The 24,729-nt window shown below is 72.5% G+C and carries 27 protein-coding genes; 12 read left to right on the top strand and 15 right to left on the bottom strand.

Annotation, left to right across the window (positions count from 1 at the left end; all coding sequences use genetic code 11):
- The first annotated feature begins 65 nt into the window (after positions 1-65).
- The gene (locus Aau02nite_RS23385; RefSeq protein WP_212990683.1) at positions 66-875 is read left to right on the top strand and encodes an SDR family oxidoreductase; all 810 of its coding nucleotides are present in this window, start codon (positions 66-68) and stop codon (positions 873-875) included.
- A gap of 108 nt (positions 876-983) precedes the next feature.
- Positions 984-1,463 (top strand): hypothetical protein, encoded by a 480-nt coding sequence (locus tag Aau02nite_RS23380; RefSeq protein WP_212990682.1) that lies wholly within the window; start codon positions 984-986, stop codon positions 1,461-1,463.
- Positions 1,464-1,527: 64 nt separating this feature from the next.
- Here Aau02nite_RS23380 and Aau02nite_RS23375 read toward each other — a convergent pair whose 3' ends face one another.
- Positions 1,528-2,202: an HAD family hydrolase gene (locus Aau02nite_RS23375; protein WP_212990681.1), complete on the bottom strand. Its 675-nt coding sequence runs from the start codon at positions 2,200-2,202 to the stop codon at positions 1,528-1,530.
- Positions 2,203-2,248: 46 nt separating this feature from the next.
- Positions 2,249-4,387, bottom strand: a complete 2,139-nt coding sequence (locus tag Aau02nite_RS23370) for an ATP-binding SpoIIE family protein phosphatase (RefSeq protein WP_212990680.1) — start codon at positions 4,385-4,387, stop codon at positions 2,249-2,251.
- 191 nt (positions 4,388-4,578) lie between these two features.
- Between Aau02nite_RS23370 and Aau02nite_RS23365 the strand changes: the two genes are divergently transcribed.
- Together Aau02nite_RS23365 and Aau02nite_RS23360 are read left to right on the top strand one after the other, a co-directional pair.
- On the top strand, positions 4,579-5,466 hold the full coding sequence (locus tag Aau02nite_RS23365) for a cellulose binding domain-containing protein (RefSeq protein WP_246595377.1): 888 nt from the start codon (positions 4,579-4,581) through the stop codon (positions 5,464-5,466).
- A 99-nt stretch (positions 5,467-5,565) separates the two neighbouring features.
- On the top strand, positions 5,566-7,587 hold the full coding sequence (locus Aau02nite_RS23360) for a mechanosensitive ion channel family protein (RefSeq protein ID WP_212990679.1): 2,022 nt from the start codon (positions 5,566-5,568) through the stop codon (positions 7,585-7,587).
- 85 nt (positions 7,588-7,672) lie between these two features.
- On the opposite strand, the gene Aau02nite_RS23355 is transcribed toward Aau02nite_RS23360, so the two are convergent.
- Positions 7,673-8,020, bottom strand: a complete 348-nt coding sequence (locus tag Aau02nite_RS23355; protein ID WP_212990678.1) for a DUF6401 family natural product biosynthesis protein — start codon at positions 8,018-8,020, stop codon at positions 7,673-7,675.
- 117 nt (positions 8,021-8,137) lie between these two features.
- On the opposite strand from Aau02nite_RS23355, the gene Aau02nite_RS23350 reads away from it, so the two are divergent.
- Entirely contained in the window at positions 8,138-8,563 is a 426-nt protein-coding gene (locus Aau02nite_RS23350) for a hypothetical protein (RefSeq protein ID WP_212990677.1), read from the top strand.
- 97 nt (positions 8,564-8,660) lie between these two features.
- Here the strand turns inward: Aau02nite_RS23350 and Aau02nite_RS23345 are convergent, their stop codons facing one another.
- Positions 8,661-8,858, bottom strand: coding sequence for a hypothetical protein (locus Aau02nite_RS23345; RefSeq protein WP_212990676.1), 198 nt, complete (start codon positions 8,856-8,858; stop codon positions 8,661-8,663).
- 178 nt (positions 8,859-9,036) lie between these two features.
- Between Aau02nite_RS23345 and Aau02nite_RS23340 the strand changes: the two genes are divergently transcribed.
- The gene (locus tag Aau02nite_RS23340; protein ID WP_246595383.1) at positions 9,037-9,684 is read left to right on the top strand and encodes a toast rack family protein; all 648 of its coding nucleotides are present in this window, start codon (positions 9,037-9,039) and stop codon (positions 9,682-9,684) included.
- Positions 9,685-9,729: 45 nt separating this feature from the next.
- On the opposite strand, the gene Aau02nite_RS23335 is transcribed toward Aau02nite_RS23340, so the two are convergent.
- The 3 genes from Aau02nite_RS23335 to Aau02nite_RS23325 form a co-directional block, all read right to left on the bottom strand.
- Positions 9,730-9,960: a hypothetical protein gene (locus tag Aau02nite_RS23335; RefSeq protein ID WP_212990675.1), complete on the bottom strand. Its 231-nt coding sequence runs from the start codon at positions 9,958-9,960 to the stop codon at positions 9,730-9,732.
- A 74-nt stretch (positions 9,961-10,034) separates the two neighbouring features.
- Positions 10,035-10,496, bottom strand: a complete 462-nt coding sequence (locus tag Aau02nite_RS23330) for an SRPBCC family protein (RefSeq protein ID WP_212990674.1) — start codon at positions 10,494-10,496, stop codon at positions 10,035-10,037.
- 93 nt (positions 10,497-10,589) lie between these two features.
- Positions 10,590-11,573: a YihY/virulence factor BrkB family protein gene (locus Aau02nite_RS23325; RefSeq protein WP_212990673.1), complete on the bottom strand. Its 984-nt coding sequence runs from the start codon at positions 11,571-11,573 to the stop codon at positions 10,590-10,592.
- Positions 11,574-11,679: 106 nt separating this feature from the next.
- Between Aau02nite_RS23325 and Aau02nite_RS23320 the strand changes: the two genes are divergently transcribed.
- On the top strand, positions 11,680-13,269 hold the full coding sequence (locus Aau02nite_RS23320) for a phytoene desaturase family protein (RefSeq protein ID WP_212990672.1): 1,590 nt from the start codon (positions 11,680-11,682) through the stop codon (positions 13,267-13,269).
- A 3-nt stretch (positions 13,270-13,272) separates the two neighbouring features.
- On the opposite strand, the gene Aau02nite_RS23315 is transcribed toward Aau02nite_RS23320, so the two are convergent.
- Both Aau02nite_RS23315 and Aau02nite_RS23310 read right to left on the bottom strand, forming a co-directional pair.
- Positions 13,273-14,277 carry an SDR family oxidoreductase gene (locus Aau02nite_RS23315; protein WP_212990671.1) on the bottom strand — a complete coding sequence of 335 codons (1,005 nt, stop codon included), beginning with the start codon at positions 14,275-14,277 and terminating at the stop codon, positions 13,273-13,275.
- 73 nt (positions 14,278-14,350) lie between these two features.
- On the bottom strand, positions 14,351-14,806 hold the full coding sequence (locus tag Aau02nite_RS23310) for an SRPBCC family protein (RefSeq protein ID WP_212990670.1): 456 nt from the start codon (positions 14,804-14,806) through the stop codon (positions 14,351-14,353).
- Between the two features lie 120 nt (positions 14,807-14,926).
- On the opposite strand from Aau02nite_RS23310, the gene Aau02nite_RS23305 reads away from it, so the two are divergent.
- From Aau02nite_RS23305 to Aau02nite_RS23285, 5 genes are all read left to right on the top strand, one after another.
- Positions 14,927-16,129: a glycosyltransferase gene (locus Aau02nite_RS23305; protein WP_212990669.1), complete on the top strand. Its 1,203-nt coding sequence runs from the start codon at positions 14,927-14,929 to the stop codon at positions 16,127-16,129.
- An 81-nt stretch (positions 16,130-16,210) separates the two neighbouring features.
- Positions 16,211-17,122: an ABC transporter ATP-binding protein gene (locus Aau02nite_RS23300; protein WP_212990668.1), complete on the top strand. Its 912-nt coding sequence runs from the start codon at positions 16,211-16,213 to the stop codon at positions 17,120-17,122.
- Complete coding sequence (locus Aau02nite_RS23295; protein ID WP_212990667.1) at positions 17,122-17,862, top strand: ABC transporter permease; 741 nt, start codon at positions 17,122-17,124, stop codon at positions 17,860-17,862. Before Aau02nite_RS23300 ends, Aau02nite_RS23295 begins: the two co-directional genes overlap by 1 nt.
- 8 nt (positions 17,863-17,870) lie before the next feature.
- On the top strand, positions 17,871-19,145 hold the full coding sequence (locus Aau02nite_RS23290) for a sensor histidine kinase (RefSeq protein ID WP_212990666.1): 1,275 nt from the start codon (positions 17,871-17,873) through the stop codon (positions 19,143-19,145).
- Complete coding sequence (locus Aau02nite_RS23285) at positions 19,142-19,765, top strand: response regulator (protein WP_212990665.1); 624 nt, start codon at positions 19,142-19,144, stop codon at positions 19,763-19,765. The genes Aau02nite_RS23290 and Aau02nite_RS23285 overlap by 4 nt, the downstream gene beginning before the upstream one ends.
- Positions 19,766-20,035: 270 nt before the next feature.
- Here the strand turns inward: Aau02nite_RS23285 and Aau02nite_RS23280 are convergent, their stop codons facing one another.
- From Aau02nite_RS23280 to Aau02nite_RS23255, 6 genes are all read right to left on the bottom strand, one after another.
- Positions 20,036-20,452, bottom strand: coding sequence for a VOC family protein (locus tag Aau02nite_RS23280; RefSeq protein WP_212990664.1), 417 nt, complete (start codon positions 20,450-20,452; stop codon positions 20,036-20,038).
- Positions 20,445-21,293 carry a helix-turn-helix transcriptional regulator gene (locus tag Aau02nite_RS23275; RefSeq protein WP_212990663.1) on the bottom strand — a complete coding sequence of 283 codons (849 nt, stop codon included), beginning with the start codon at positions 21,291-21,293 and terminating at the stop codon, positions 20,445-20,447. Before Aau02nite_RS23275 ends, Aau02nite_RS23280 begins: the two co-directional genes overlap by 8 nt.
- Before the next feature lie 81 nt (positions 21,294-21,374).
- A complete protein-coding gene (locus Aau02nite_RS23270) occupies positions 21,375-21,878 on the bottom strand; it encodes a hypothetical protein (protein ID WP_212990662.1) in 504 nt (167 codons plus the stop codon).
- Positions 21,879-21,893: 15 nt separating this feature from the next.
- Positions 21,894-23,546 carry a RecQ family ATP-dependent DNA helicase gene (locus Aau02nite_RS23265; RefSeq protein ID WP_212990661.1) on the bottom strand — a complete coding sequence of 551 codons (1,653 nt, stop codon included), beginning with the start codon at positions 23,544-23,546 and terminating at the stop codon, positions 21,894-21,896.
- A 39-nt stretch (positions 23,547-23,585) separates the two neighbouring features.
- Positions 23,586-24,536 (bottom strand): TIGR03557 family F420-dependent LLM class oxidoreductase, encoded by a 951-nt coding sequence (locus tag Aau02nite_RS23260; RefSeq protein ID WP_212990660.1) that lies wholly within the window; start codon positions 24,534-24,536, stop codon positions 23,586-23,588.
- A gap of 18 nt (positions 24,537-24,554) precedes the next feature.
- Entirely contained in the window at positions 24,555-24,695 is a 141-nt protein-coding gene (locus tag Aau02nite_RS23255) for a hypothetical protein (RefSeq protein WP_212990659.1), read from the bottom strand.
- Positions 24,696-24,729: the final 34 nt, after the last annotated feature.

Below are 24,729 nucleotides of genomic sequence, written 5' to 3'. Positions count from 1 at the left end.
TAGCGGGGGTAAAACATGCCGTCGCGGGCGTGATTGTCGCGACACCGCGGGGGTATGCGGCGCCCATGACGGGCAAAAGCACGAATCATCCCCGGGTGGCGGTCGTGACCGGCTCGGAATCCGGCATCGGCCGGGCGATCGCGGTCGCCCTGGCCGCCGACGGGTACGACGTGGGCATCACCAGCTACCGTGACGACGAACACGCGCAGCGCACCGCCGACGAGGTCCGCAAAGCCGGCCGCCGCGCCGAGATCCGCGACCTCGACCTGACCCGGCTGCCCGGGGCGGCGGACGTCATCGACGAGCTGGCGGACGCGCTGGGCGGCATCGGCGTACTGGTCAACTGCGCCGGCACCGGCACCACCACCCCGGTGCTGGACACCGGCTGGGACGAGTGGCGCCAGGTGCTCGCCGTGGACCTGGACGGGCCGTTCCTGTGCGCGCAGCGGGCCGCCCGCCGGATGGTCGAGGCGGGCCGCGGCGGCCGGATCATCAACATCACCAGCGTGCACGAGACGCAGCCGCGGGTCGGCGCGGGCGCGTACTGCGCGGCCAAGGGCGGTCTCGGCCTGCTGACCCGGGTCATGGCGCTGGAACTGGGCGAGCACGGCATCACCGTGAACTCCGTGGCACCGGGGGAGATCGCCACCCCGATGACCGGCCAGGAGGACGTGGATCCGACCGGGGTCGAACGGCCCGGCGTGCCGCTGGGGCGGCCCGGCGACGCCCGCGAGGTGGCGGCGGTGGTGGCTTTCCTGGCCGGGCCCGGCGCCACCTACGTGACGGGATCCTCGTGGCCGGTCGACGGCGGCATGCTCAACATGGGGCCGCAGGCCGGTTCCCACCTGACCGGCAACGACTGGCGCCGGCCGTAGCGCCCGGCCTTGTGTCGGGTTCGGTCCCTGCCCGCCCCGGCCTTTGCCGGCCGCGGGGATGGTCGGCCGGACCGAGGTGACCGGGCCGTGCGGGTGTCGCGTGGGAAGATGACGCGACCAGAGCTGCGGGCGGAGAACGCAATGACGGATCCCGAACGGCGGCGGCTGCGTCGCAGCGTGGTACAGCACGGCATCGCGGCCGTCGTGTTCACGATGCTCGCCCTGTCCGGGGCCACCACCGCGGGCCCGGGCCTGTACGGCATGGCGGTGCCCTTCATGGTGACCGGCGTCGCCGGTGCCGGAGGCGCCGCGGTCATCGCCGTGAGCGTCTGGCGTCTGCAGCGCGGGGAGGCCGGCACCGGGCCTCAGGATGCTTCAGGCGTCCGCGGTGCCGTCGCGACGCAGCGGACCGCCCGCCTCGCGATGGTCGCCGCGGCCGTGGTCGCCCTGATCGCCGGGGTGATGCTGGCGCCGCAGGGGATGGATCGCGGCTTCGCCATCTCGGTGGCGGCCGGGCTGGCGGTCGCGCTGGCGTTGTTCGCGCTGTTCGCGGGCGACCGACCGCGGACCGCGGAACAGCGCGGGTAACCGGCACTCTGCGGCGGGGCGATCGCCGCCGGCTTCACCAGGCGAGTTGTCCCGGCAGCTCCAGCTACCTCGGCAGCTCCGCGATGGGCGAGTTCTCCAGGTCGCGCAGCAGCTCCGCCGGGTCCTTGTAGGTGGCCACGGCGCCGGCCGCCGTCAGCTCCGCCGCGCTGGTGCCGCCGCAGGCCAGGCCGATGCACGGGATGTCGAGCCGGGCCGCCGCCTTGACGTCCCAGACCGCGTCGCCGACGAAGACTGCCTGGTGGGGGTCGATCCCGGACTGCTCCAGCGCCGCCTCGAGGATGTCCGGGGCCGGCTTGCTCTGCTCCGCGTCCGAGGACGAGGTCGCCGCCGTGATCGCGTCCTCGGCGTCGATGACCTTGCGCAGGATGTTCAGCTCGGCCTCCTTGGCCGACGAGGCCAGGACCACGGCCAGGCCGCGATCGGCGCAGGCGCGCAGCAGGTCGCCGCCGCCGGGCAGCGGGCGCAGACGCTCCCACCAGGCGCCGTAGAGGACGTCGTGGGCGGTGGTCATCTCCTCGTCCGCGCCCTTGTCCCGGTCGGTGCCGAGCAGGTGGTCGATGATCTTGTCGGAGCCCATGCCGATGCCCCGGTGGATCTCGGCCATCGGCACGTCGTGGTCGAACTGGCGCAGCGCCTCCCACCACGCCACCGCGTGCAGGTACGTGGTGTCGACCAAGGTGCCGTCGACGTCGAAGAGGACTCCCGGCTTGGCTGTCATACCCGGCATTTACCCCGTCCCGCGCCGGCAAACTCCCGGCGGTGGATCAACGCGGCGGGATGAGCATCTCGAACCAGACCGTGGAGCCGCGCACCGTCGGGTCCGTGCCCCAGGTGTCGCTCAGTTCCTCGATCAGGCCCAGGCCGCGGCCCCGGCTGCTCAGGGCGTCCGTGCGGGCCCGGGTCACGCTGCCTCGCGTACCCGTGTCGGCCACCGACACCAGCAGGCGCTCCGCGCTCAGGTCGATGTGCACCTGGGCCGGGGTGCCCGCGTGCAGCAGCGCGTTGGTGGTCAGCTCGCTGGTGCACAGGATGGCCGCACCGATCACCGGCTCCGGCACCGACCACTCCCGCAACCGGGTCGACATCCACTGGCGGACCCGGCTCGGACCGGTCGGCTCGGCCGGCACCAGCATCGTGGCCGACCGGCTCAGCGCCACCGCCCGCTCCACGGCCAGGACCGCCACGTCGTCGTCGGTGCTGCCGGACACCGCGGCCGTGGCCAGCGAGCACAGGTTGCGCGGGTCGCCGCTGGTCGCGCCGGCGGCCGCGGCCACCAGGTCGGCCAGGCCCGCGCTCAGCGGCCGGTCCCGGCGCTCGACGACACCGTCGCTGAACATCAGGATCGAGTCGCCCGGCTCCAGCTGCAGGACCGTCGTGCGCCACCGGCCGCCCAGGCCGAGCGGCGCGCCCGGCGGCACCAGCACGAGCTCGGCGCTGGCCGGGCCGCCCTCCGGGTCCGCGCGACGCAGCACCGGCGGCGGATGGCCGGCGCTGGCCAGGGTGATGGTGCCGTCGGTGGGATCGAGGACCCCGTACACGACGGTCACGAAGATCTCCTCGTTGCGCGACTCCGCGCCCAGCGAGCCGACCAGCCGGTCCAGCCCTGCGAGCACGGTGCCCGGCGCCGGGTCGGTCAGCGCCAGCGCGCGCAGCGCCGCCCGGACCTGGCCCATCACGGCGGCGGCCCGCACGTCGTGCCCGGCCACGTCACCCAGCACCATCGCCAGGCGCCCGTCGGACAGCTCGAACGCGTCGTAGAAGTCGCCGCCCGCGGCGTTGCCGTCCACGCCGACGTCGTAGCGGGCCGCGATCCGGAACCGGTCGAGCTCCGGCAGGTGCTCCGGCAGCATGCTGCGCTGCAGCAGCTGGGCGGTGCCGTGCTGAGCCTCGAAGCGGCGGGCCCGCTCGGCCGCCTGGGCCACCAGCTCGGCCGCCGCGTAGAGCAGAGCGCGCTCGGCCGGCAGCCAGGTGTGCGCGGTGCGGTAACCCATGGTCAGGGCCCCGCGCAGCAACGGCGTGCGCAACGGCATCGCGGCCAGGGCGCGGATCCGGCGTTCGTGCCGGTCGCTGGCGATCTTGGCGAGCGGGCTGCCGTCGGCCTGGAACGTGGGGCGGCCGGTCTGCGCCGCGGTCACCATCGGTGAGTCGGGGTCGGGGGCGAATCTCTTCCACAGCGGGGGCAGGCGCTCGTCCGCCTCGTCCATCATCTCGCCGCGGATGCGCCGGACGTAGCGGAACTCCGTGCCGTCGTCGACGGCGAAGACGCAGTGGTCGACGTCGAACGAGGTCATCCCGTAGGCCAGGACGACCCGGGCGACGTCGTCGATGGTCAGCGCCGACGCCAGCCGGGCGGTGAGGTCACCGAGGCTCTGCAACCGGCGGGTCACCTGGGTGGTCTCGGCGGCGACGGTCAGCACGCCGACGATGCCGCCGTGCAGGTCGCGGATGACCGAGTGGCCGCGGGTGAAGGAAGCCTGCTCGACGTGCCCGGCGGCTCCCCGGGCCACGGCGACCTGGGTCTCCGCCTCCAGGAACGGCTGCCCGGTGCGGTAGACGTCGGCGATGACGCCGCCGACGCCGGGGGTGTGCCACAGCTCGCCGAAGACCTCGGCCGCCGGGCGGCCCAGCGCCGCCGGGTGCCGGGCGCCGAGAACCTCCGCGTACGCGTCGTTGTAGATCATCACGTGGTCATCGCCGTACGCGAGCACCATCGGCACCGGCGAGGCGAGCAACATGTCGACCGTCGCGCGCACCACGGGATCCCACGCCTCGGCCGGGCCCAGCGAGGTCGCCGCCCACGGGTGTCGGCGGACGAGCTCAGCGCAGTCGAGGGCGCGCTCCGGCGGCACGCCGGTCTGATCGGGCAGCGTGGTCATCGCGAGAGAGCTCCCCATGCCGACCATGAGATGAGCGTAGCCCGCCTCGGCCGTTCGGACGATGGGGGCACCGTACGGACGTCCGATTATGCCCGGTACGCCAGGGTGAGGCGGTTGTGCGGCCCGTGACCCGATCACGCGTGATCTCACGGTGCGTAGTCCGGCCGTACGGAAATCGGCCTTGGCGCCTGTGATCTCGACTTGCCTATAGTCCCGCCGTGACCGAGAACCCGCGCCCCCGGCCCAGCCGCGGCGTCATGGGATACGTCGCTGAGCTGCAGCAATTCGACCCCGTGCCGCCGTACGCGGACGAGCCGGCCACCGCCGGGCCGGTGCTCCCGGCTGCTCCCGCTCCGTCACCGCCCCGGGCGGTCCCGGCGCCGATCGTGTCGCACATTCGACAGCAGTCGCAGCGCCGGATCCGGTTCGCGATCATCGCCGCCGCGGCCGTCGTGATCCTGGCCGGTTTCGGCCTCGGCTATGCCGCGCTGAGCGGCCCGGCGGGCTCGCCGCGCGCGCAGGCCCCGGCCGCCGGGCCCACCCCCGGGCCCACCGGCGGTCTGCTCCCGCTCGAACCCGCGCTGCCGGGCGTGGAACCGGTCGCCGAGCGGCCCACCGACCCGGCCGCGACCAGCACCTCCACGGTCGCGGTCAGGGCCACGCGCGCCGCCGGGACCGCGGGTCCGCTGCCGGACGCCGTGACGCTCCCGGGCCCCGGGAATCCACCGCCGGCGGCGACCGCGGCACCGACCGAACCGGTCATGACGCAGCCGGTTGTCGCGCCGCCGCTTCCGCTGACCGCGACGATCAGCTACGTGACCGACACTGCCGAGGACGGTCTCCTGGGGTACGCCGGAACGGTCCGCATCGAGAACCCGGGGACCGGGGACGTGACCGGCTGGCGGGTGGCCCTGACCGTGCCCGGCGGCAACACGGTGACCGCGACCGGAGCGTCGGTGGCTCAGGACGGCGAGACGGTGACGTTCACGCCGTCCGGGGAAGCAGCCGTGCCCGCGGGCGGCTCGGTGACCTTCTCTTTCCAGGTGGCCGGGCTGCTGGCCGCGTTGCCGGGCGGCTGCGTGATCGACGGCAACCCCTGCTCCTGAGGCCGGGCCCGGCGCAGACGGTGCGGATCGGGGACCGGCGACCTATGGTCGGCGCAGGCCGCACAGACACCGGCCGCTGACACCTTCCAGGGAGAGCAGATGAGCGGTGCCGATCTGAGCGATGCGTTGAGCGACATGTGGCGTTCCGTGTTGTTGTTCGTGCCGACGGCGCTGGCCTTCCTCGCCATCCTGCTGATCGGCTACGTGCTGGCCCGGCTGGTGCGCACGGTGGTGGTCAAGACCCTGAGCCGGATCGGCTTCGACCGGGCCGTCGAACGCGGCGCCATCGGACGGGCCCTGGGCGGCCGGGTCGAGCCCAGCGACCTCTGCGCCAAGATCGCGTTCTATGCGGTGCTGCTCTTCGCCCTCCAGCTGGCCTTCGGCATCTGGGGCCCGAACGCGGTCAGCGACCTGCTCACCGCGCTGATCGGCTGGCTGCCCCGGGCCTTCGTGGCCATCGTCATCATCGTGGTCGCCGCGGCGATCGGCGGTGCGGTGCGCGACCTGATCGGCAGCGCGCTCGGCGGCCTGGCCTACGGACGGGTGCTGGCCCAGGCGGCGTACTGGCTGATCGTCGCGCTGGGCGTCATCGCGGCGCTGGACCAGGTGCAGATCGCCACGGCGGTGACCCAGCCGGTGCTGATCGCGGTGCTGGCGACCGTGGCCGGGGTGCTCATCGTCGGCGTGGGCGGCGGACTGATCCGCCCGATGCAGCGACGGTGGGAGATCTGGCTGGAGCGGGCGAGCACGGAGTCGGCCGCGATCCGTGAGCATGCCCGAAGTTACGCGGACGAGCGGGCCCGCGCGGCGGCGGCCAAGCAGGCGGCCGAGGAGGAAGCGGCCCGGGCCGCGGCGCTGGCGGCTGAGCAGGCTCGGCTGGCTGAGCAGGCACGGATCGATGAGCAGGCTCGGATTGACGAGCAGGCACGGGTTGACGAGCAGGCGCGGATCGACGAGGAGGAGCAGCAGGCGCGGGCGGCCGCGGCGGCTGAGGCGGCGCGGGTCGAGGCTGAGCGGGCTGAGGCTGAGCGGGTTGAAGCGCTGGCGGCTGAGGAAGCCGAGCGGAGGCGGGCGGCTGAGGCGGCGGGGGAGCGGACGCAGGTCATTCCGATGCAGCGGCCCTGGCCCGGCAGTGATGACCTGCCGCATGTGGTGCCCGGGTTCGACGATCCGGTTCCGGTGGACACGGCGGAGACGACGACCTGGCTGCATCTCGACGCCGGAGCCGACGGCCGGCCGGGCGACGGCTCCGCGGGCGGCAGCCCGGATCACGGGCCGGAGGCTGCCGGCAGTGGCCGGGATGACGGTCCGGAGGCTGCCGATGACGGCCGGGAAGCTGCCGGGCCGGAGGCTGCCAGCGGTAGCGGCCGGGAGTCTGTCGGCGGCGGCCGGGATCACGTCGGGGAGGTTGACGGTGGCGGCGGGGACGACGGCCGTGAGGCTGTCGACGGCGCTGACCGGGATCACGGCCGAGAGGCTGACGGAGGTCGCGCGGGCGATGGGCCGGATGCCGGTAAGGGCGGGGTGGACGTGCCCGGCTCGGGCGGCGGTGACGGATCCGATGATGGCGGCCGTTCGTCATCCCGGCCGAGTGACCGCCGCGAGGCCGACAGTCCGGCCGCGGACGTCCGCGGCTCCGTCAGCGCTTCGGATGCGGACGGTGGTCCGGATGACGGCACCGATTCCAGTCCCCGTTCCGATGACGGTCGCGGGCCGGGGGAACGACCGGTCGAGGACACCACCGGTGCTGTTTCGGCGTCGGCGGCGGGCTCGCCGCCGGCCGGGCCCGGAAACGCGGCCGCTGACGAGTCTTCCCTGGGCCGGCCGGGTGGGAGTGAAGGAGCCCCGGTAGGCCAGAGCAGCGGTGCCCCGGTCGGAAGCGGTGGCGACGACCCCGACGGCCAGGTCCGAGATGCGGGCGCGGTGGTTGACGACGCGGAGACGACGGCCGATGTCACCGGGCAGCGGAGCGGGACAGTGCCCGACGGGGCTGATGGGGACAGCACGGTGGTGATCTCGCGCAGCGAGCTGCGGCAGGCGTTGCCCCAGCAGAGTGATCCCGCGGACGGGGAGAAGACGCAGGTCATCCGGGCGCGACGGGATGACGGACCGGCTGCCTGACGAGGGCGGCCCGGACATGAAAGGGGACCGGCACCGGATTTCCGGTACCGGCCCCGAAGGGTCGGCGTGGCCTGTCAGCGGGAGATCAGGGCAGGGTGCGGGTGAGCGAGCAGACCGCCAGCAGGCGGTTGAGCACCCAGTCGTTCTCGGCCCAGTCGATCGGGCCGACCGGCGGGCGCCAGCCGTGCCTGAACGCCGCATCGCGGACTCCCTCCGCGTAGGCGGCGAGGATGACCGCCGTCAGCGGGCGGACGTCCGACGACAGGCTGTCGCGGATGCCCGCGGCGTGCTGGTCGACGGTGGCGAGCAGTCCCGGGGACTGCGTCGCTGCGTCGAGGCCGCCGGTGCCGACGGACGCCATCAGCTCCTCGAGGCAGGCGTGGGCGGAACGCAGGGCAGCACGGGCGGCAGCGCCGCTGAACAGGCCATTCATAAGAAGAAAGCTAGAGACCGCAGGGTAGCCAACGGTGTCTCCGACCGGTGCAGCTCGGTTGAACTCGCGCCGGTGGGGAAAGCCAGGGACCGGACCTTGAGGTAGAGGGAGGCACGGATGGTGGACGGCCCGGACAGCGAGCACCGGCGGCCCGAAGGGGTGGACGACGTCACGGTGGAGGCGCTGGGCAAGCTCAGCGAGGCCCTGGAGACTGTCGAACGGGTCCGCGGGCACCTGTATTCGCTGCACCAGCTCATCGGCGAGGCCGATTTCAAGCTCGACGAGGCCGTGTCGCTGTTCGTCCAGGCCGGGCAGCCCAAGCTCGCGGAGCGGATCGCCCAGGAGCTGATCGGGCGCAACGTCGTGCCGGGGCACTGGACGTTCCAGCTGGTCGAGGAGTTCGACGACGGTTACTACGCCGAGTTCCGCGCGCTCGAGAAGGACGCCCGGGACGAACTGGCCGGCGGGCGGCGCCACCTCTACGAGGCGGAGCTGAAGGAACGCAGGCGGACCCGGGGGCGCGAAGGCCACGAGGCCCGCTGACCGCGGCCATCACCTGGCCACGGCGGCGACCAGGCGTGAAGGGTCCCGAGCCCGCGGGCTCGGGACCGGGTGACGGTGACTCGGAGAGGTCCGGGGACTACTCCGTGGTGGGCCGCCGACGCTGGGTGTCGTCGGCGATGATCACAGCGGCAACGAGCAGAGCGACCACCACGGCGAAGAGCCAGGAGGCGTCGTCGATGAGCTGGGCGGCGGCAGGGGCCTGGAACGCGGCGAGCAGAAAACCCACCCACGCGAGGCGGCGCTGACGCTCGGACAGAAAACCGGCTGAACGCATCCGGATATTGTGGCCCGATTTGGGTGCTTCACCGTCACCCTTTCGGCCGATCTCATGTTGTCCGATGGTGCCTACTGCGCAGCGTCATCGTCGGTCCACGATCGGTTCGCGAGCCGTCTTTTCGCTGCTCGCCGCCGCCCTGGTGGGTCTATTCGGGGCCGGCTGCGCGCCAGTGACGATGCTCGGCGCCCGGCAGATGCCCGCCGCCGACGGTCCGCAGGATCACGTCTCGGCGGGCGCGTTGCACGGTCGGACCGGAGCCTTCCTGATCGTCCGGGACGCGGCGTCGAGGGTCGACGTGCGCCTCGCAGACCTGCCCGGACTTCTCTACCGGATCAGCACCCCGGCCGATTCGGGCCTAGCGCCGGCGGTCACCGGCACCCACGGGCGGGTCCGGCTGGGCCTGCGCCCGACCGGCGCGGACGGCCCCGACACCGTGGAGATCCTGCTGAACCGGGCAGTGAGCTGGGACATCCGCCTGCCGGCGGGAGCCGGCGAACAGCACCTGGACCTGTCGGCCGGTCGGCTCAGCCGCCTGGAGCTGGGCTCCGGCACCGGCCTGGTCAGCATGCGGCTCCCGGCCCCCCGCGGCACGGTCCCGATCATCGTGGCCGGCGGCGTGGGCGAGGTGGCGGTCGCCATCCCCCCGGGTACGCCCCTCCGCCTGCACCTCCGAGGCGGCGCAGCCCTGGTCGCCGTCCCGTGGGCCGACCGGACCCGGGCCCCGACCAACACCACCCTGGCCCCCGCAACCTGGCGAAAAGCCCCCAACCGCTACACCCTGAACGTAGGAACAGAGGTAGGCAGCGTCACCGTCTGGGGCTGAGACCCAGCAGCCGGCGGCTAGAACAGCCGGGTCGAGGAACTTGAATCAATGCGGTCCGCTGCGGCCCGTCGTGCTGGGGCGGCTTTCGCGGTCCGGGTCCGTCTGGCCCACCTCGTTCTTCACCTGGGCGTCGTGGCCGAACGCCTGCTCCAGGCCCGCGTCGTTGTCCGTCGGGTCGCCCTGGCCGTCGGTGTCCCAGGTGGCCATCGCCTCGCTGAGGTCCTTCACCGAGGTCTTCTCCTCGTTGCGCCACACGCCGTCTTCGCGATCAGTCATGTCTGTGGCGTACCCGGGCTCCGGACGGCGAAACGGCCGCCGGGACACCGGCGGCCGTTCCGTGGTTCACGCGATCATGCTCCCGGGCGGTCCACCTGGCCGCGCCAGGCGCCAGACTCGGTGCCGCGCTGCTCGATGTACTCCTTGAAGCGCTTCATGTCGCCCTTGACCTGGCGGTCGAGGAAGCCGAGCTTGTCGCCGGCGGTCTCCGCGACGCCCTGCGGCTCGAAGTCCATCTGGCAGGTGACCCGGGTCGTGGTGTCGCTGAGCCGGTGGAAGGTCACGACGCCGGCCTGCTTGGAGCCCTCGATCGAGGTCCAGGCGACCCGCTCGTCGGGCAGCTGCTCGGTGATCTTGGCGTCGAACTCCCGCTTGACCCCGTCGATGTTGGTCTTCCAGTGCGTGGTGGTGGCGTCGAGCTGCTTGATCTCCTCGACCCCACCCATGAAGCGAGGGAACTCCTCGAACTGGGTCCACTGGTTGTACACGGTGGTTACCGGGACGTTGACGTCAACGGACTCGGTGACTGTACTCACGGTGATTCCCCTTCAGTTTTGTTGCCCCGCCTTGCCGTGGTGCCGGGTCGCTTCCGCGGCCCTCGACTGAAGACGTGCCCGGCCGGCGCTCGGCTAAACCGGGTCGCCCGGCTTGTCGTCGTCGGGAACCTCACGGGGCTGCAGCGGCGGGTCCGGGTCCTCGTTGCCGGCCTGGAGCTGCCGGCCGCGCTGCACCTCGGCGTTGATCTCGACACCGAGCATCAGGGCCGAGTTGGACAGGTAGAGCCAGACCAGAAACGCGATGACGGCACCGAGGCTGCCGTACGTCTTGTCGTAGGAGGCGAAGTTGGCCACGTACAGGCCGAAGCCGAAGGTGGCGAGGGCCCAGACCAGCAACGCCACCACACCGCCGAGCGTGAGCCAGCGGAACCGGGGCTGCTTGACGTTGGGCGCGATCCAGAACAGCAGCGAGAGCAGCAGCATCAGGATCAGCACCAGCACCGGCCAGCGGCCGATCGAGTACGTGAGCTTGGCCGCCTCGCCGGCGTGCAGGGCATTGCCGACCGCGTCCACCAGCGGGCCGCTGATCACCAGCCCGGCGGCGACCGTGGCCATCAGGACCAGGGCGATCGCGCTCAGGCCGATCTGCAGCGGGCGCAGCTTCCACCACGCCCGTCCCTCGCGCACCCCGTAGATGCGGTTGGACGCGCGGGTGAAGACCCCGACGTAGTTCGACGCCGACCACAGGGCGCCGAGCAGACCGAAGCCGAGCAGTACCTTCGCGGAGCTCTGCTGCACGATGATCGCGTCCAGCACGTCCCTGAGGCTCTGGTCGGCGACGATCGAGCCGGCGCCCAGATCCTCCAGGATGCCGAGGATCGTGTTGACCGCCGTGCGGCCGTCGGTCACCAGGTTCACCAGGGCGACCACGACGATGCCGACCGGGAAGACGGCGAGCACCGCGTTGTAGGTCAGGGCGGCCGCAAGGTCCCCGCAGTCGTCGTCGAGGTAACCGTTGACACTGCGCCACAGCACTCCGCGCCAGGTCGACCAGTGCAGCTGGCGGAAGCGGGTGGGCAGCGGATTCGCTTCGGTACGGGCGTCAACGGCAGTCATGGTGGGGCTCCTCTTCCGTCACGCCGTGCACACACAGCACTACCCGCACCTTGTTTGCGACAAACTCGACAGGGTAGGGCGAGCGCGACGAGAGGCGGCGGGTGACGTGGAACGTGCGGACGCGATAGTCATCGGGGCGGGACACAACGGGCTGGTGGCGGCGAACCTGCTTGCCGACGCCGGTTGGAGTGTCGAGGTGCTGGAGGCGACGCCCCATCCAGGCGGCGCGGTGCGCTCCGGCTTCGTGACGGCTCCCGGCTACCTGAGTGACCTGTTCAGCTCCTTCTATCCGCTGGGCTTCGCCTCGCCGGTGATGCGCGGGCTGGAGCTCGGGGAGCACGGACTGAGCTGGACCAATGCCCCCGATGTGCTGACCCATCTGCTGCCGGACGGCCGGGCGGCCACCGTCAACCGCGACCTCGAGACGACCATGGCCTCGATGGAGCAGTTCGCCCCCGGCGACGGGGAACGGTGGCGGCACGCCTACGACGACTGGCGGAACGTCTCCAAGCAGATGCTCGACGTGCTTTTCACGCCGTTCCCGCCGGTGCGCTCCGGCCTGGAGCTGGCCCGGCAGTTGCGCGTCGGCGGCTCTCTGCGGCTGGCCCGGCGGCTCGTGCTGTCCGTCCGTCAGCTGGGCGGCGAGCTGTTCGAGGGCGAGGGCGCCCAGCTCGCCCTGGCCGGCTGCGCCCTGCACACGGATCTGTCACCGGAGGACGCGGGCGGCGGCGTCTACGGCTGGCTGCTGGCCATGCTCGGCCAGGAGTACGGCTGGCCGGTCCCGGTCGGCGGCGCCCAGCAGATCACCTCCGCGCTGGTCGCCCGGCTGGAGTCGCGCGGCGGGCGGATCACCTACGGCACCCCGGTGACCCGCATCCTGGTCGCGCGGGGCAAGGCCATGGGGGTACGCACGGCGGACGGCCGCAACTGGCGTGCCCGCCGGGCCGTGCTCGCCGACGTCCCGGCTCCCGCGCTGTATCTCGACATGGTGGGCTCGCGGTGGCTGCCCTCGCGGTTCCAGGAGGACCTGGAGTTCTTCCGCTGGGACGGCGCCACGGTCAAGGTCGACTGGGCGGTCAACGGCAAGATCCCCTGGAAGAACCCGGCCGCGGCCGGCTCCGGCACGGTGCACCTGGGCGCGGACCTCAACGGCCTGACCCGGTACGCCGCCCACCTGGCCGTGGATGAGATGCCGCCGGACCCGTTCCTGCTGCTGGGGCAGATGACCACCGCGGACCCGTCGCACTCGCCGGAGGGCACCGAGTCGGTGTGGGCGTACACCCACCTGCCGCATCGCAAGAAGTGGGCCGCCGAGGACATCGCCGCCCACGTCGAGCGCATGGAGGCCGTGCTGGAGCAGCAGGCCCCCGGTTTCGGCCGGCTGGTCGTCGGGCGCAACGTCTTCTCCCCGGCCGACCTGGAACGCGAAGACCCGTCCCTGGTCGGCGGAGCCCTGGGCGGCGGCACAGCAGCGGCGTTCCAGCAGCTCTTCCTGCGTCCTATCCCGGGGCTCGGCCGGCCGGACACCCCGGTCGACCGGCTGTTCCTGGCCAGCGCCTCGGCGCACCCGGGCGGCGGTGTGCACGGGGCGCCGGGGGCGAACGCGGCGCGGGCAGCACTGGCCCGGGACCGCGCGCTGACCGGCCGGCTCTACGAGGCCGCGATCAGCACGGCGCACAAAGCGATCTACCGCTGAGGTTCAGCGGCGGCGCAACAGCGCCGCCGCTGCCGCGCCCAGCCCGGCGCTGACGACGCCCGCGACCACCGGCTTGTGCATCGCCGCCCATAGGGCGAACGAGCTGGTCCGGGCCTGGTCGTCGAAGACGCCGTGGGCGCCGTGGTCGCGTTCCTCGTCGGCCGGCTTGTCGACGTTGTCCTGCCAGGTCGCCGGGTCGATCGGGTCGGCGGTCTGCTGACCCTCGTAGCCCTGCTGGTCGCGCGCCAGGTACCGGTCGAGCAGTCCGGGCGCGACGATGTTGCCCAGCCGGGTCTTCAGGGTCGGGCCGCCGACGTTGATCTCGCGTTTGCCGTGGTCGGCCACCCAGAGCACGGCCCGGGCGACCACCTCCGGCTGGTAGATCGGCGGGACGGGCTGCGGGTGCCGGGGCAGCCGCGTCCGTACCCAGGAGAACTGGGGTGTGTTGACCGCCGGCAGCTGGACCATCGAGAGCTTCACCCGGTTGCCGTCGTGCAGCAGCTCGGCCCGCAGCGAGTCGTTGAAGCCCTGGATGGCGTGCTTGGTGGCGCAGTACGGCGCCTGCAGCGGGATGCCCCGGTAGGCCAGCGCGGAGCCGATCTGCACGATCGCCCCGTGCCCGGCCCGGCGCATGTGCCGCAGCGCCGCCAGCGTGCCGTGCACCGTGCCGAGGAAGTTGACCTCGGTGACCCGCTTGTACTCGGCCGGGGTGACCTCCCAGGCCGGGGCGAAGACCGAGACCATCGCGTCGTTGGTCCAGACGTCGATGTCGCCCCAGTCGCGCGCGACCTCGTCGGCGACCTCCTGCACCGCCTCGGCGTCGGCCACGTCGACCTGGAACGTGCGCACGTCGGCAGCCCCGGTCGCCCGGGCCTCCAACGAGGCACCCTCCAGCCCGGCCCGGCCGCGGGCGATCAGGGCGAGCTTGGCGCCACGGGCCGCATACGCCGCGGTGACCGCGCGCCCGACCCCGGCACTCGCGCCGGCGATCACCACGACCTGGCTCATGCCATCGCCTCCGCTGGCGCTCCGGCGATGACATTCGTCCGGCGCTGAGCTGATGATTCGCTCGCAAGCTCGCTCATGTCTGCGCTCCCTTGGTGGAAGAGCGCAGCACGATGTCGTTCAGCCGGCGCAGCGACTCGATGTTGCGCCGGTGCAGCACCAGGTCGTTGAGCTTGTTACGGACGAACAGCAGCGGCCCGGCCTCGAAGTCCTCTTTCATGGTGATCCGGGTGCCGCCGTCGGCCAGCGGGTCCAGCACGAGCTCCACGACCGCCGAGCCGAGCGGCCACAGGCCCGCGCGCAGCTTCAGCAGCCGGTCCGGCACCATGGCCAGCACCGTCGAGCTGTCGTGCAGTGACAACGGCCACGGCCCGGCCTTGTGGTGCAGCTGGGCGCCGACCTGGGGCCAGTGCTCGTCCACGTCTCTGATGTGCACCGTGCCCACGACCCAGTCGCTGTAGGTCCACCCGTCCGCCAGCACGGCGAAGACCTGATCCGGGGATGCCTGGACGGTACGCTTGACGATAGCCACGAGGTACACGTACCCGGCACTTGGCATGTTTACGCTTTTGAGTGACGGGCATGTCTCGCCGCGTATCACAGCCTCAACTCCGGTCTTTCTCCCGGACTCAAGCTGTTGGAGGAGGACCCCGTGCGTATCGCGATGATCTCCGAGCACGCGAGCCCGCTGACCACCCGCGACACCACCGGCGTTCAGCAGCGCCACGTAGCCGAACTCTCCGCGGCGCTGGCCGAGCAGGGCCATGAGGTGCGGGTCTACACCCGCCGCGACGATCCGCACCTGCCCGCCATCGTGCAGATGAGCGAAGGCGTGCACGTCGTGCACGTGCCGGCCGGCCCCGCGCTGGCCCTGCCGCCCGAGCAGCTGCTGTCGCACATGGGCGATTTCGCGCAGTGGCTGCGCACCGAGTGGCGCGACACCGACTGGCTGCCCGAGGTCGCCCACGCCCACTTCTGGACCAGCGGCCTGGCCGCGGTCACCGCCGCCCGCCAGGTCGGCATCCCGGTCGTCCAGTCGTTCCACGAACTCGGCGAGGCCGGACCGGCCGGCAGTGGCGCCACCCGCACCGGCTACGAGCGCGCGTTGGGCCGGGCGGTCGACCGCGTCGTCGCCCAGACCCAGAACGAGGTCCGCGGGCTCGTGCGCATCGGCGTGCCCCGCACCCAGCTGACCGTGGTGCCCGCCGGCGTCGACAGCGAGCGGTTCACCCCGGAGGGCCCCGCGGTCGAGCGCGACCCGGAACGTCCCCGCATCCTGTCCGTCGGCCGGCTGGTCGAGCGCAAGGGCTACGGCGACGTCATCCAGGCCATGCGTTATCTCCCCGGCGCCGAGTACGTCGTCGTCGGCGGTCCTTCCGCGGCCCAGCTCGCCGCGGACCCGCAGGCCAAGAAGCTGCGCGCGCTCGCCGAGCACTACCAGGTGGCCGACCGGGTGCGGCTGGTCGGCAACGTGCCCAGCGCCGACATGCCCCGCTGGTACCGCTCGGCCGACCTGCTGGTCGCCGCGCCGTGGCAGGAGCAGTTCGAGCTGGCCCCGCTGGAGGCGATGGCCTGCGGCGTGCCGGTCATCGGCACCTCGGTCGGCGGCATCAACGAGACCGTCGTCGACGGCCTCACCGGTGACCTGGTCCCGGCCCGCGACCCGCGGGCGCTGGGCGGCGCGCTGCGGCGGCTGGTCAACGACAAGGTACGGCGCTTCGCGTACGCGACCGCAGCGCTGGACCGGGCCCGCCAGGCGTACTCGTGGAAGCGGGTCGCCGCCCAGGTCGGCTCGGTGTACGCGGCGGTCTCCGGCCGCAAGCCCAGCGAGACGGGCGCCGAGGCGACGGTGTAGTCCCGGGTCCACCGATCGGTTGACCGGTGGACTCGCGAGCTGGTCGATTCGCCGCCCGGCGTCCGCTGCGACGCTGGGCGTATGCCAGTCATAAGCGTCGACCACCTGCAGAAACGCTACGGCGACACGGTGGCGGTCCGGGACGTGTCGTTCACCGTCGAGCGCGGCGAGATCTTCGGCGTCCTGGGCCCCAACGGCGCCGGTAAGACCACCACTGTCGAGTCCATCGCCGGGCTGCGGACGCCCGACGCCGGTACGATCACCGTCCTGGACCGCGACCCGCGCGACCCCGAGCTGCGCCGGCTGGTCGGTGTGCAGCTGCAGGAGAGTCAGCTGCCCGAGAAGATGACCGCCGGCGAGGCCCTGGAGCTGTACGCCGCCTTCTACCCCGAGCCCGCCGACTGGCGCCGCCTCGCCGACGAGCTGGGCCTCGGCGGCAAGCTGACGACCCGGTACGCCAAGCTCTCCGGCGGGCAGAAGCAGCGCCTGTCCATCGCGCTGGCGTTGATCGGCAACCCCGCCATCGCGATCCTGGACGAGCTGACCACCGGTCTGGACCCGCAGGCCCGCCGGGACACCTGGGGGCTGGTCGAGTCCGTGCGCGACCGTGGGGTCACGGTGCTGCTGGTCACGCACTTCATGGAGGAGGCCGAGCGGCTCTGTGACCGCGTCGCCCTGATCGACGCGGGCACGGTCGTCGCGCTGGACACCCCGGCCGGGATGATCGCCCGGGTCTCGGTGGAGCAGCGGATCCGCTTCCGGCCGTCCGTGCCGCTCGACGACGGCGTGCTCACCGGCCTGGCCGAGGTTCGCGAGGTGCGCCGGCACGGCACGCAGGTGGAGGTGATCGGCGAGGGCAACGTGCTGCACGCCGTCACGGCGGCGCTGGCCGCCCACCGGATCATCGCCAACGACCTGCGCGTCGAGCAGGCCAGCCTGGACGACGCCTTCGTCCGGCTGACCGGGCGCGCCACCGCGGAGGAGCAGTCCTGATGAGGGTCTTCGCCAAACTCACCCGCGCCGAGTTCCGGCTCTTCGTGCGGGAGCCGATGCAGCTCTTCTGGATCTTCGCCTTCCCGGCCGTCCTGGTCGTCATCCTGGGCAGCATCCCGGCCTTCCGGAAACCCAACGACTACCTCGACGGCCAGCGCGTGATCGACCTGTACGTGGCCATCGCGATCATCATGACCCTGGCCTCGCTCGGGTTGCAGGTGGCGCCGATGGTGCTGGCCACCTACCGCGAGCGCGGCATCCTGCGCCGGCTGGCCACCACCCCGGCCCGCCCGGTCGCGCTGCTCGGCGCCCAGCTGGTGATGAGCCTGCTCACCGCGGTCGGCTCGCTGGTCCTGGTGCTGATCATCGGCCGGGTGATCTTCGACGTGGCCCTGCCGCGGCAACCGGTCGGCTTCGTCCTCGCCTTCCTGGCCACCGCCGGCGCCGCGTTCGCCATCGGGCTGTTCGTCGCCGCGGTGGCACCCAGCGGCAAGGCGGCCAACACCATCGGCACCCTGCTGTTCTTCCCGCTGATGTTCTTCGCCGGGCTGTGGACGCCGCGCGAGGTGTTCCCCGAGGTGCTGCGGCGGATCGCCGACCTGACCCCGCTGGGCGCCGGCGAACGGGCCGTGCAGGAGGCGATGAGCGGACAGTGGCCGGCCTGGGGGTCGCTTACTGTACTGGTGGCGTACATGCTGGTGTTCGGGCTGGCGGCGGCCAGACTGTTCCGCTGGGAGTGAGAGGAACGATGTCCGACGTGCAGCGGCTCGAGATCCGCCAGCGCCGTGCCGACCGGCGGCTGCTGCTGATGCCGTACGTGGCGCTGGCCGGCTCGACCGTGATGGTGCTCGCGGCCGGTGACATCGGGGTGCCGCGCCAGGGCCTGCCGATCACCTTCGCCGCCGTGCTGCTCGCGCTCGGGTGGCTGCTGTGGATGGTCACCCTGCATCCCGGGTGGGCGGACCGGCCGCGGGTCATGGTCGTCTTCTTCGTCGGGCTGCTCGCGCTGATCGGGCTGCTGATCTGGTGCCACCCCTTCTACGGGTTCTTCGCCTGGACCGGCTACCTGTACGTGGGCACCGTCCTGCGCGGCCGGTGGCGGCTGGCCGGGGCCGGCGCAGTCGCCTGCTTGACCGCGGTCTCCCAGATCGGCGGCTTCGGCAATCTCGGGGCCGCGGCCGAGGTGTTGGTGGCGTTCCTCATCCTGCTGGCGTTCAACATCGGCATCGCGGTGTCGATGACGTACCTGTCCATCCTCAACAGCGACCACGCGGCCCGGCGGGCCGAGATGATGCGCGAGCTGGCGGAGACCAACGACAAGCTGGCCTCGGCGCTGACCGAGAACGCGGGCCTGCACGCCCAGCTGCTGGTGCAGGCCCGGGAGGCCGGCGTGCTGGACGAGCGCCAGCGGATGGCCGGCGAGATCCACGACGTGCTGGCCCAGGGCCTGACCGGCATCGTCACCCAGCTCGAGGCGGCCGACCAGGCGGCGGACCGGGAGAGCGACCGGCGCCGGCACCTGGACACCGCCCGGCAGCTGGCCCGCGACAGCCTGGCCGAGGCCCGCCGCTCGGTCCAGGCGCTGCGCCCGCAACCGCTGACCGGGGCCACGCTGCCGGACGCGCTGGCCGAGGTGGTCCAGGGGTGGTCGGCCCGCCACGGCGTGACCGCCGAGCTGATCACCACCGGCACCGCACTGCCGCTGCTGCCGGAGATCGAGGCCACTTTGCTGCGTACCGCCCAGGAGGCGCTGGCCAACGTGGCCCGGCACGCGGCGGCGGGCCGGGTCGCGCTGACCCTGTCCTACATGGAGGATCTGGTGACCCTGGACGTCCGCGACGACGGCGCCGGCTTCGACCCGGCCCATACCCGCACCGACGAGTACGCCGGTGGCTACGGGCTCACCGCGATGCGGGACCGGGTGCAGCGGATCGCCGGCACCCTGGCGGTGGAGTCCGAACCGGGCGCCGGCACGGCGATCTCGGCCTGCGTACCGGCGCTGCACGTGGCGGCGGCCGCATGATCGGCCTGCTGATCGTCGACGACCATCCGGTGGTCCGCGACGGCTTGCGCGGCATGTTCGCCGGCGACGAGCGTTTCCGGGTGCTGGGTGAGGCCGCCGACGGCAACGAGGCGCTGGCGGTGGCCCGGGCGGTCCAGCCGGACGTGGTGCTGATGGACCTGCGGATGCCGGGCATGGACGGCGTGACGGCCATCCGGGCACTGCGCGAGCAGGGCGTGCCGGCCCGGGTGCTGGTGCTGACCACGTACGACACGGACAGCGACGTGCTGCCGGCGATCAAGGCGGGCGCGACCGGCTACCTGCTCAAGGACGTGCCCCGGGAGGAGCTGTTCCGCGCGGTGTCGGCGGCGTACCGCGGTGAGTCGGTGCTGTCCCCGGCGGTGGCCGGCCGGCTGATGGGCGAGCTGCGCTCCCCGGCCCGCGAGGAGCTGAGCCAGCGCGAGCTGGAGGTGCTGGGCCTGATCGCGCAGGGCTGCTCCAACCGGGAGACCGCGAAGCGCCTGTTCATCAGCGAGGCGACGGTGAAGACGCATCTGCTGCACGCGTACGCGAAGCTCGGCGTCCGCGACCGGGCGGCGGCGGTGGCAGCGGCCTACGCCCGGCGTCTGCTCGGCGGTTGATCGTCCAGCGAGCCGCCGGAAAGCAATAGGCTGCCGGGATGCGGAGCATCGTCGTGCACACGCAGACCACGCTGGACGGGCGCATCGCCGGGGCGGACGGGCAGTTCTGGGAGCCGTTCCCGTCGGGCGAGCCCGAGTCCGCCTACCTCAACGGTTTCTTCCGGCAGGCGGACACGTGGGCGATGAGCCGGGTCATGTACGACGCGATCGCGGGCGGGCGCTGCGGCTGGTGGAGAGCAGGCCGTTCGACGGTGGCGCGGTCGTGCTGCGTTACGCCGCCGGGACCGGCTCGCCGCGGTAGGTGCCGAACGACCACAGGTTGCCCTCGGGGTCGCGGACGGCGAACTCCCGTGAGCCGTAGCCGGTCTCGTTCAGCTCGCGGACGATGGTCGCCCCGGCCTTCAGGGCCCGGTCGTGCAGGCCGTCCGGGTCGTCGGTGACCACGTACGCGCCGAAGGTGCCCGGCCGCAGCGCCCACGGGTCGTCCGGGTCGTCGCGGTGCGAGCCCAGCATGATGCCGCCGCCCGGCGGCCAGGCCAGCTCAGCGTGGGCGACCTGGTCGCCCTCGCCGTAGACGGCGACCTCCACGAAACCGAAGGCGTCGACGAGGAAACGGATCAGGGCCCGGGCGTCCCGGGCCCGCAGCGTGGGCCACACCTGCGGTGGCGGGGTCTTCGGATCACTCATGACCCTCATCCTGCGCGCCGGAGCGCGGATGGTCTTGGACGAAAGTGAACTCGTCGGCGAGCCAGCGCGACGGTGAGCAGCCGGCCAGGGACCGGAACTCGCGGGCCAGGTGCGCCTGGTCGTAGAAGCCGGTGTCGGCGGCGAGCCGGGCCAGCGGCGTGCCGGGGGTCAACCGGCGCCGGGCCCGGTCGAAACGGACCACCCGGGCCGCCTCCTTGAGCCCGAGGCCGGTCTCCACCCGGAACCGGTCGGTGAGGTGGCGCGGGCTCCAGCCCACCTCGCCGGCCAGGTCGCGGACCGGCAGCCGGCCGCCGGTGGCCAGCAGCCGGCCGAACGCATACGAGACGTCGGGATGCACCTCGGTCTCGTGGTGCCGGGCCAGGGCGAGCAGGGCGGCGTCCACCGCCGCGAAACGATCGGGCCAGCTCCGGGCGGCCAGCAGCCGGGCGCGCAGCCGCTCGACCCCGGGACCGCCGAGCACGTCGGCGAGGCTGAGGTCCAGGCCGCCCAGCTCACCCGCGGGCAGGCCGAACAGCGTGCGGCAGCCGAGCGGGTGCACGGCCACCTGGACGCCGGACTGCCGGCCGCCGTGGGCGATCAGGGCCGGGGCCAGGTGCAGGCCGCCGAGCAGGGCGTCGTAGCTGCCCGGGGCCTGGCGGCCGTCCGGGTGGGCGTGCACGACGAGCGGATCGTCGAGGGTGAGCACGAGCGTGAGGTACGGCGAGGGCAGCCCCCGGTGGGTCGTCGGCGGCACCCCGCACTGCCGCCAGCCGGAGTAGTGCGCGACGTACGGCCGCAGCGCCGCCGCCGGTCGCGCCCACGCGGACTCGTCCACCACCATGGTCCGAGCATCCCACCGGAACGCGGGCCGGCCCAGGGCCCCGCCGGTCACCAGGTCTCCGGCGCGGCCCCGGGCCGGGAATCAGTCGGCCAGTGCCTTGGCCAGGGCGTCGCGGAAGGCACGCTCGTTGTCGGTCACGACGTCGCCGCCGAGACCGAGCACGCCACCGGACGAGGCGGCACCGACCACGCTCTCCGCGATCTCCACCAGCCAGTGCTTGTACGTCTCCGCGTCCGCGGGATCGGCCTTGGCGGCCAGCAGGGCGGACGCCTCGGCGGCGCGGCCCACGACGTCCTGGCCGTAGCCCACCGGGTCGGCCGGCTCGATGGCCGGCAGCTCCTCGCCGCGGTCGGGGTCGCCGGTCTGGTCCAGCACCGCCGTGGCGATCGCGGTGACCAGCCGGCTGGCCGAGCCGCGGGCGTCGGAGATCTGGTCGAGGCCGGCAGCCGTCTCGGCCCGGGTCTTGCGGGCGCTGTCATGGGTCGCCACGCTCGCGGCGGTCAGCACCGACTGCGGGAGCCCGACCAGCAGCCCCCACTCGGCGTCGGTGAAGCCGAATGTGGCGTACAACGGTTCGTCGGTCACGGAATCCTCACTCACTCACTTCTTTTTCTTCTTCTCAACGACCAGCAGCGCGTGCTCCTGGACGACGGGCACCGAGAGGGTCTTGTAGCCGACCTCCTCGAAGAGCACGGTCATGCGATCCTCCTCGTACCCCATCACCATGCCGGGACCCCACTCGGCGTGCCGCACCGTGCTGTGCACGGCGAACGGCTCGTCACCGGTCTCCTCCTCGGTCTCCTCGGCCACGCCGTCGGCACAGTTGTCGCAGTGCCCGCAACGCTCGGCGAGATCCTCGCCGAAGTAGGCCAGCAGCGTCTGGGAACGACACGCGTTGCTCTGCGCGTACGCGCGCATCATGTCGGTGCGGGAGCGTTGCACGACCTGCTGGCGCTCGTACTCGGCGAGGGCGGCCTCGGCCGCCGCGGCCGGCAGCGGCGCGAAGACCGGGACCGTCCACTTGTTGCCGCTGCCGGCGACCGCCGCGCCGACCTGCTCGAGCAGGCTCAGCAGCTGGCCCAGCTTGCGCGGGCCGAGGCCGGTCTTCTCCTTCAGCGCGGTCTTGGTGGCCGGTCCGGCCCGCAGGGCGGCGGCCAGCTCGCGGATCTCCGCCACCTCGGGCGAGCCGCCGGTGAAGAAGCGCTGGATGGCCTCGTCCTCGGAGCGCCACAGCAGTAGCGCCCGGCTCGGCTCCCCGTCGCGGCCCATCCGGCCGATCTCCTGGAAGTAGCTGTCCGGGGAGTCGGGCAGGGCGACGTGCGCGACCCAGCGGATGTTGGGCTTGTCGATGCCCATGCCGAACGCCGACGTGGCCACCATGACGTCGACCTTGTCGGCGAGGAAGTCCTCGTGGGCCTGCTCGCGGGCGCCACCGGCCATCCCGCCGTGATAGAACGTGGCGCTGTAACCGGCCTGGGTCAGGCGCTCGGCGAGCTCCTCGGCCCCGCGCCGGGTGGCGACGTAGACGATGCCCGGCCGTGAGGCCTCGTCCAGCAGGGCGGTGAGCCGCCGCCACCGGTAGTCCTCGTCCGGGCAGTACGCGACCTCGAGGAACAGGTTGTCCCGGTCCAGGCCGGAGACGTGGATCTCGGGCTTGTTCAGGTGCAGCCGGGCGATGATGTCCTCGCGGACCGGCGGCGAGGCGGTCGCGGTGAGGGCCAGCACCGGCGGCCGGCCGAGGCCCTTGATCAGGTGCCCGAGGGAGAGGTACTCCGGGCGGAAGTCGTGGCCCCAGGCGGAGATGCAGTGCGCCTCGTCGATCGCGACCAGGCCCGGGCGCAGGGCGCGTACCTCGGCCAGCCGTTCCGGGTTGGCCAGCTGCTCCGGGGTGATGAAGAGGAACTCGGCGCGGCCCTCCTGGATCTCCCGGATGGCCTCGCGCTGCTGGTGGGGGGTCTCGGCGGAGCTGACCCGCACGGCCCGCACGGCCGGGTCGTCCCGCTCGTTGAGGGCGGCGATCTGGTCCTGCTGCAGGGCCAGCAGCGGTGAGATCACCACTGTCGGCCCGGGCAGCAGGACCGCCGGGATCTGGTAGATCGCCGACTTGCCGGCGCCGGTGGGCAGGACGACGAGGGCGTCGCGGCGGCGCAGCACGGCCCGCATGGGCTTGAACTGGCCGGGGCGCAGGCCGGGCCAGCCGAAGTGCTTCCGGGCGACCTTGCGCAGGCGCGGGCCGTAGATGGGTAGCTTCATCGAGCGGCCATTGTGCCCCACGGGTGGGTCACCCAAACGCTACGAGTGCTTGGGCAGGATGTGCTCGGCGTAGAGATCGAACAGGCCCTGGAAGTGCGGCCCGGTGTTGGCCACGTAGACCTCGTCGAAGCCGGCCTGGGCGTACTTGTCGATCATCTCCAGGTGCGCGGAGGGGTCGTTGCCGCAGACGAAGGCCTCCTTGATCATGTCCTGGGTGACCAGCTGCGACGCCTGCTCGAAGTGCTTGGGCGAGGGCAGGACCTGGGACAGCTCGCCGGGCACGCCGGCGTTGGGCCACTTCTCGTACGCGATGCGCGCGCCCTCCTCCTCGCTGGAAGCGAAGGCGGCCTTGAAACCGGCCTGACAGGTACGGTCGCCGCCGCCCTCGTTGCGGAACTGCTGCACCATCTCGCCGTCGGGCATCGTGCTGATGTAGCCCTCGGCGATGCGTGCCGCCACCGACGTGGCCTTGGGGCCGAAGCCGGACATGAGGATCTCGACCGGCTTCTCCGGCAGCGTGTAGATCCGGGCGTTCTCCACCGTGTAGTGCTTGCCGCGGTACGAGACCGTGCCGCCCTTCCACAGCTCGCGCATGATCTCGACCGCCTCCTCGAGCATCTCCAGCCGCACGTCGGCCTCGGGCCAGGCGTCGCCGAAGATGTGCTCGTTGAGGGCCTCGCCGGTGCCGATGCCGAGCCGGAACTTCCCGCCGGTCAGCACCGCGCTGGTCGCGGCGGCCTGGGCGATCACGGCGGGATGGATGCGTACGGTCGGGCAGGTGACCGCGGTGGTGATGGGCAGGGAGCAGGCCTGGCTCAGGGCACCGATGGCGGACCAGACGAACGCGCTCTGGCCCTGGGCGTCGACCCACGGGTGGTAGTGGTCGGAGATCCACAGGGCCGAGAAGCCGGCGCGCTCGGCGCCCTTGGCCTGCTCGATGAGCTCTGCGGGGGTGTATTCCTCGCTGGACAGGAAGTATCCGATTCGCATACCGGGCGGATACCCCGGTTATTTGCCGCCGAACATCCGGCGGATGGCCCATAGCAGGATCAGGGCGCCGAGAGCGAGGCCGAGCAGCCGCACCGCGTGCACCTCGGACCAGTCCACGCCGGAGGCTGCCAGGGCGGGCGTCGCCCACTGTGTCCGCACGGAGGAAGCTTAGCGAGCCCGGCAAGCGGCGAAA

Origin of the sequence: Actinoplanes auranticolor (assembly GCF_018332655.1) — a bacterium.
GTDB lineage: Bacteria > Actinomycetota > Actinomycetes > Mycobacteriales > Micromonosporaceae > Actinoplanes > Actinoplanes auranticolor.
The sequence above is the reverse complement of the archived record's forward strand: the minus strand, read 5'-3'. Positions and strand labels throughout refer to the sequence as shown.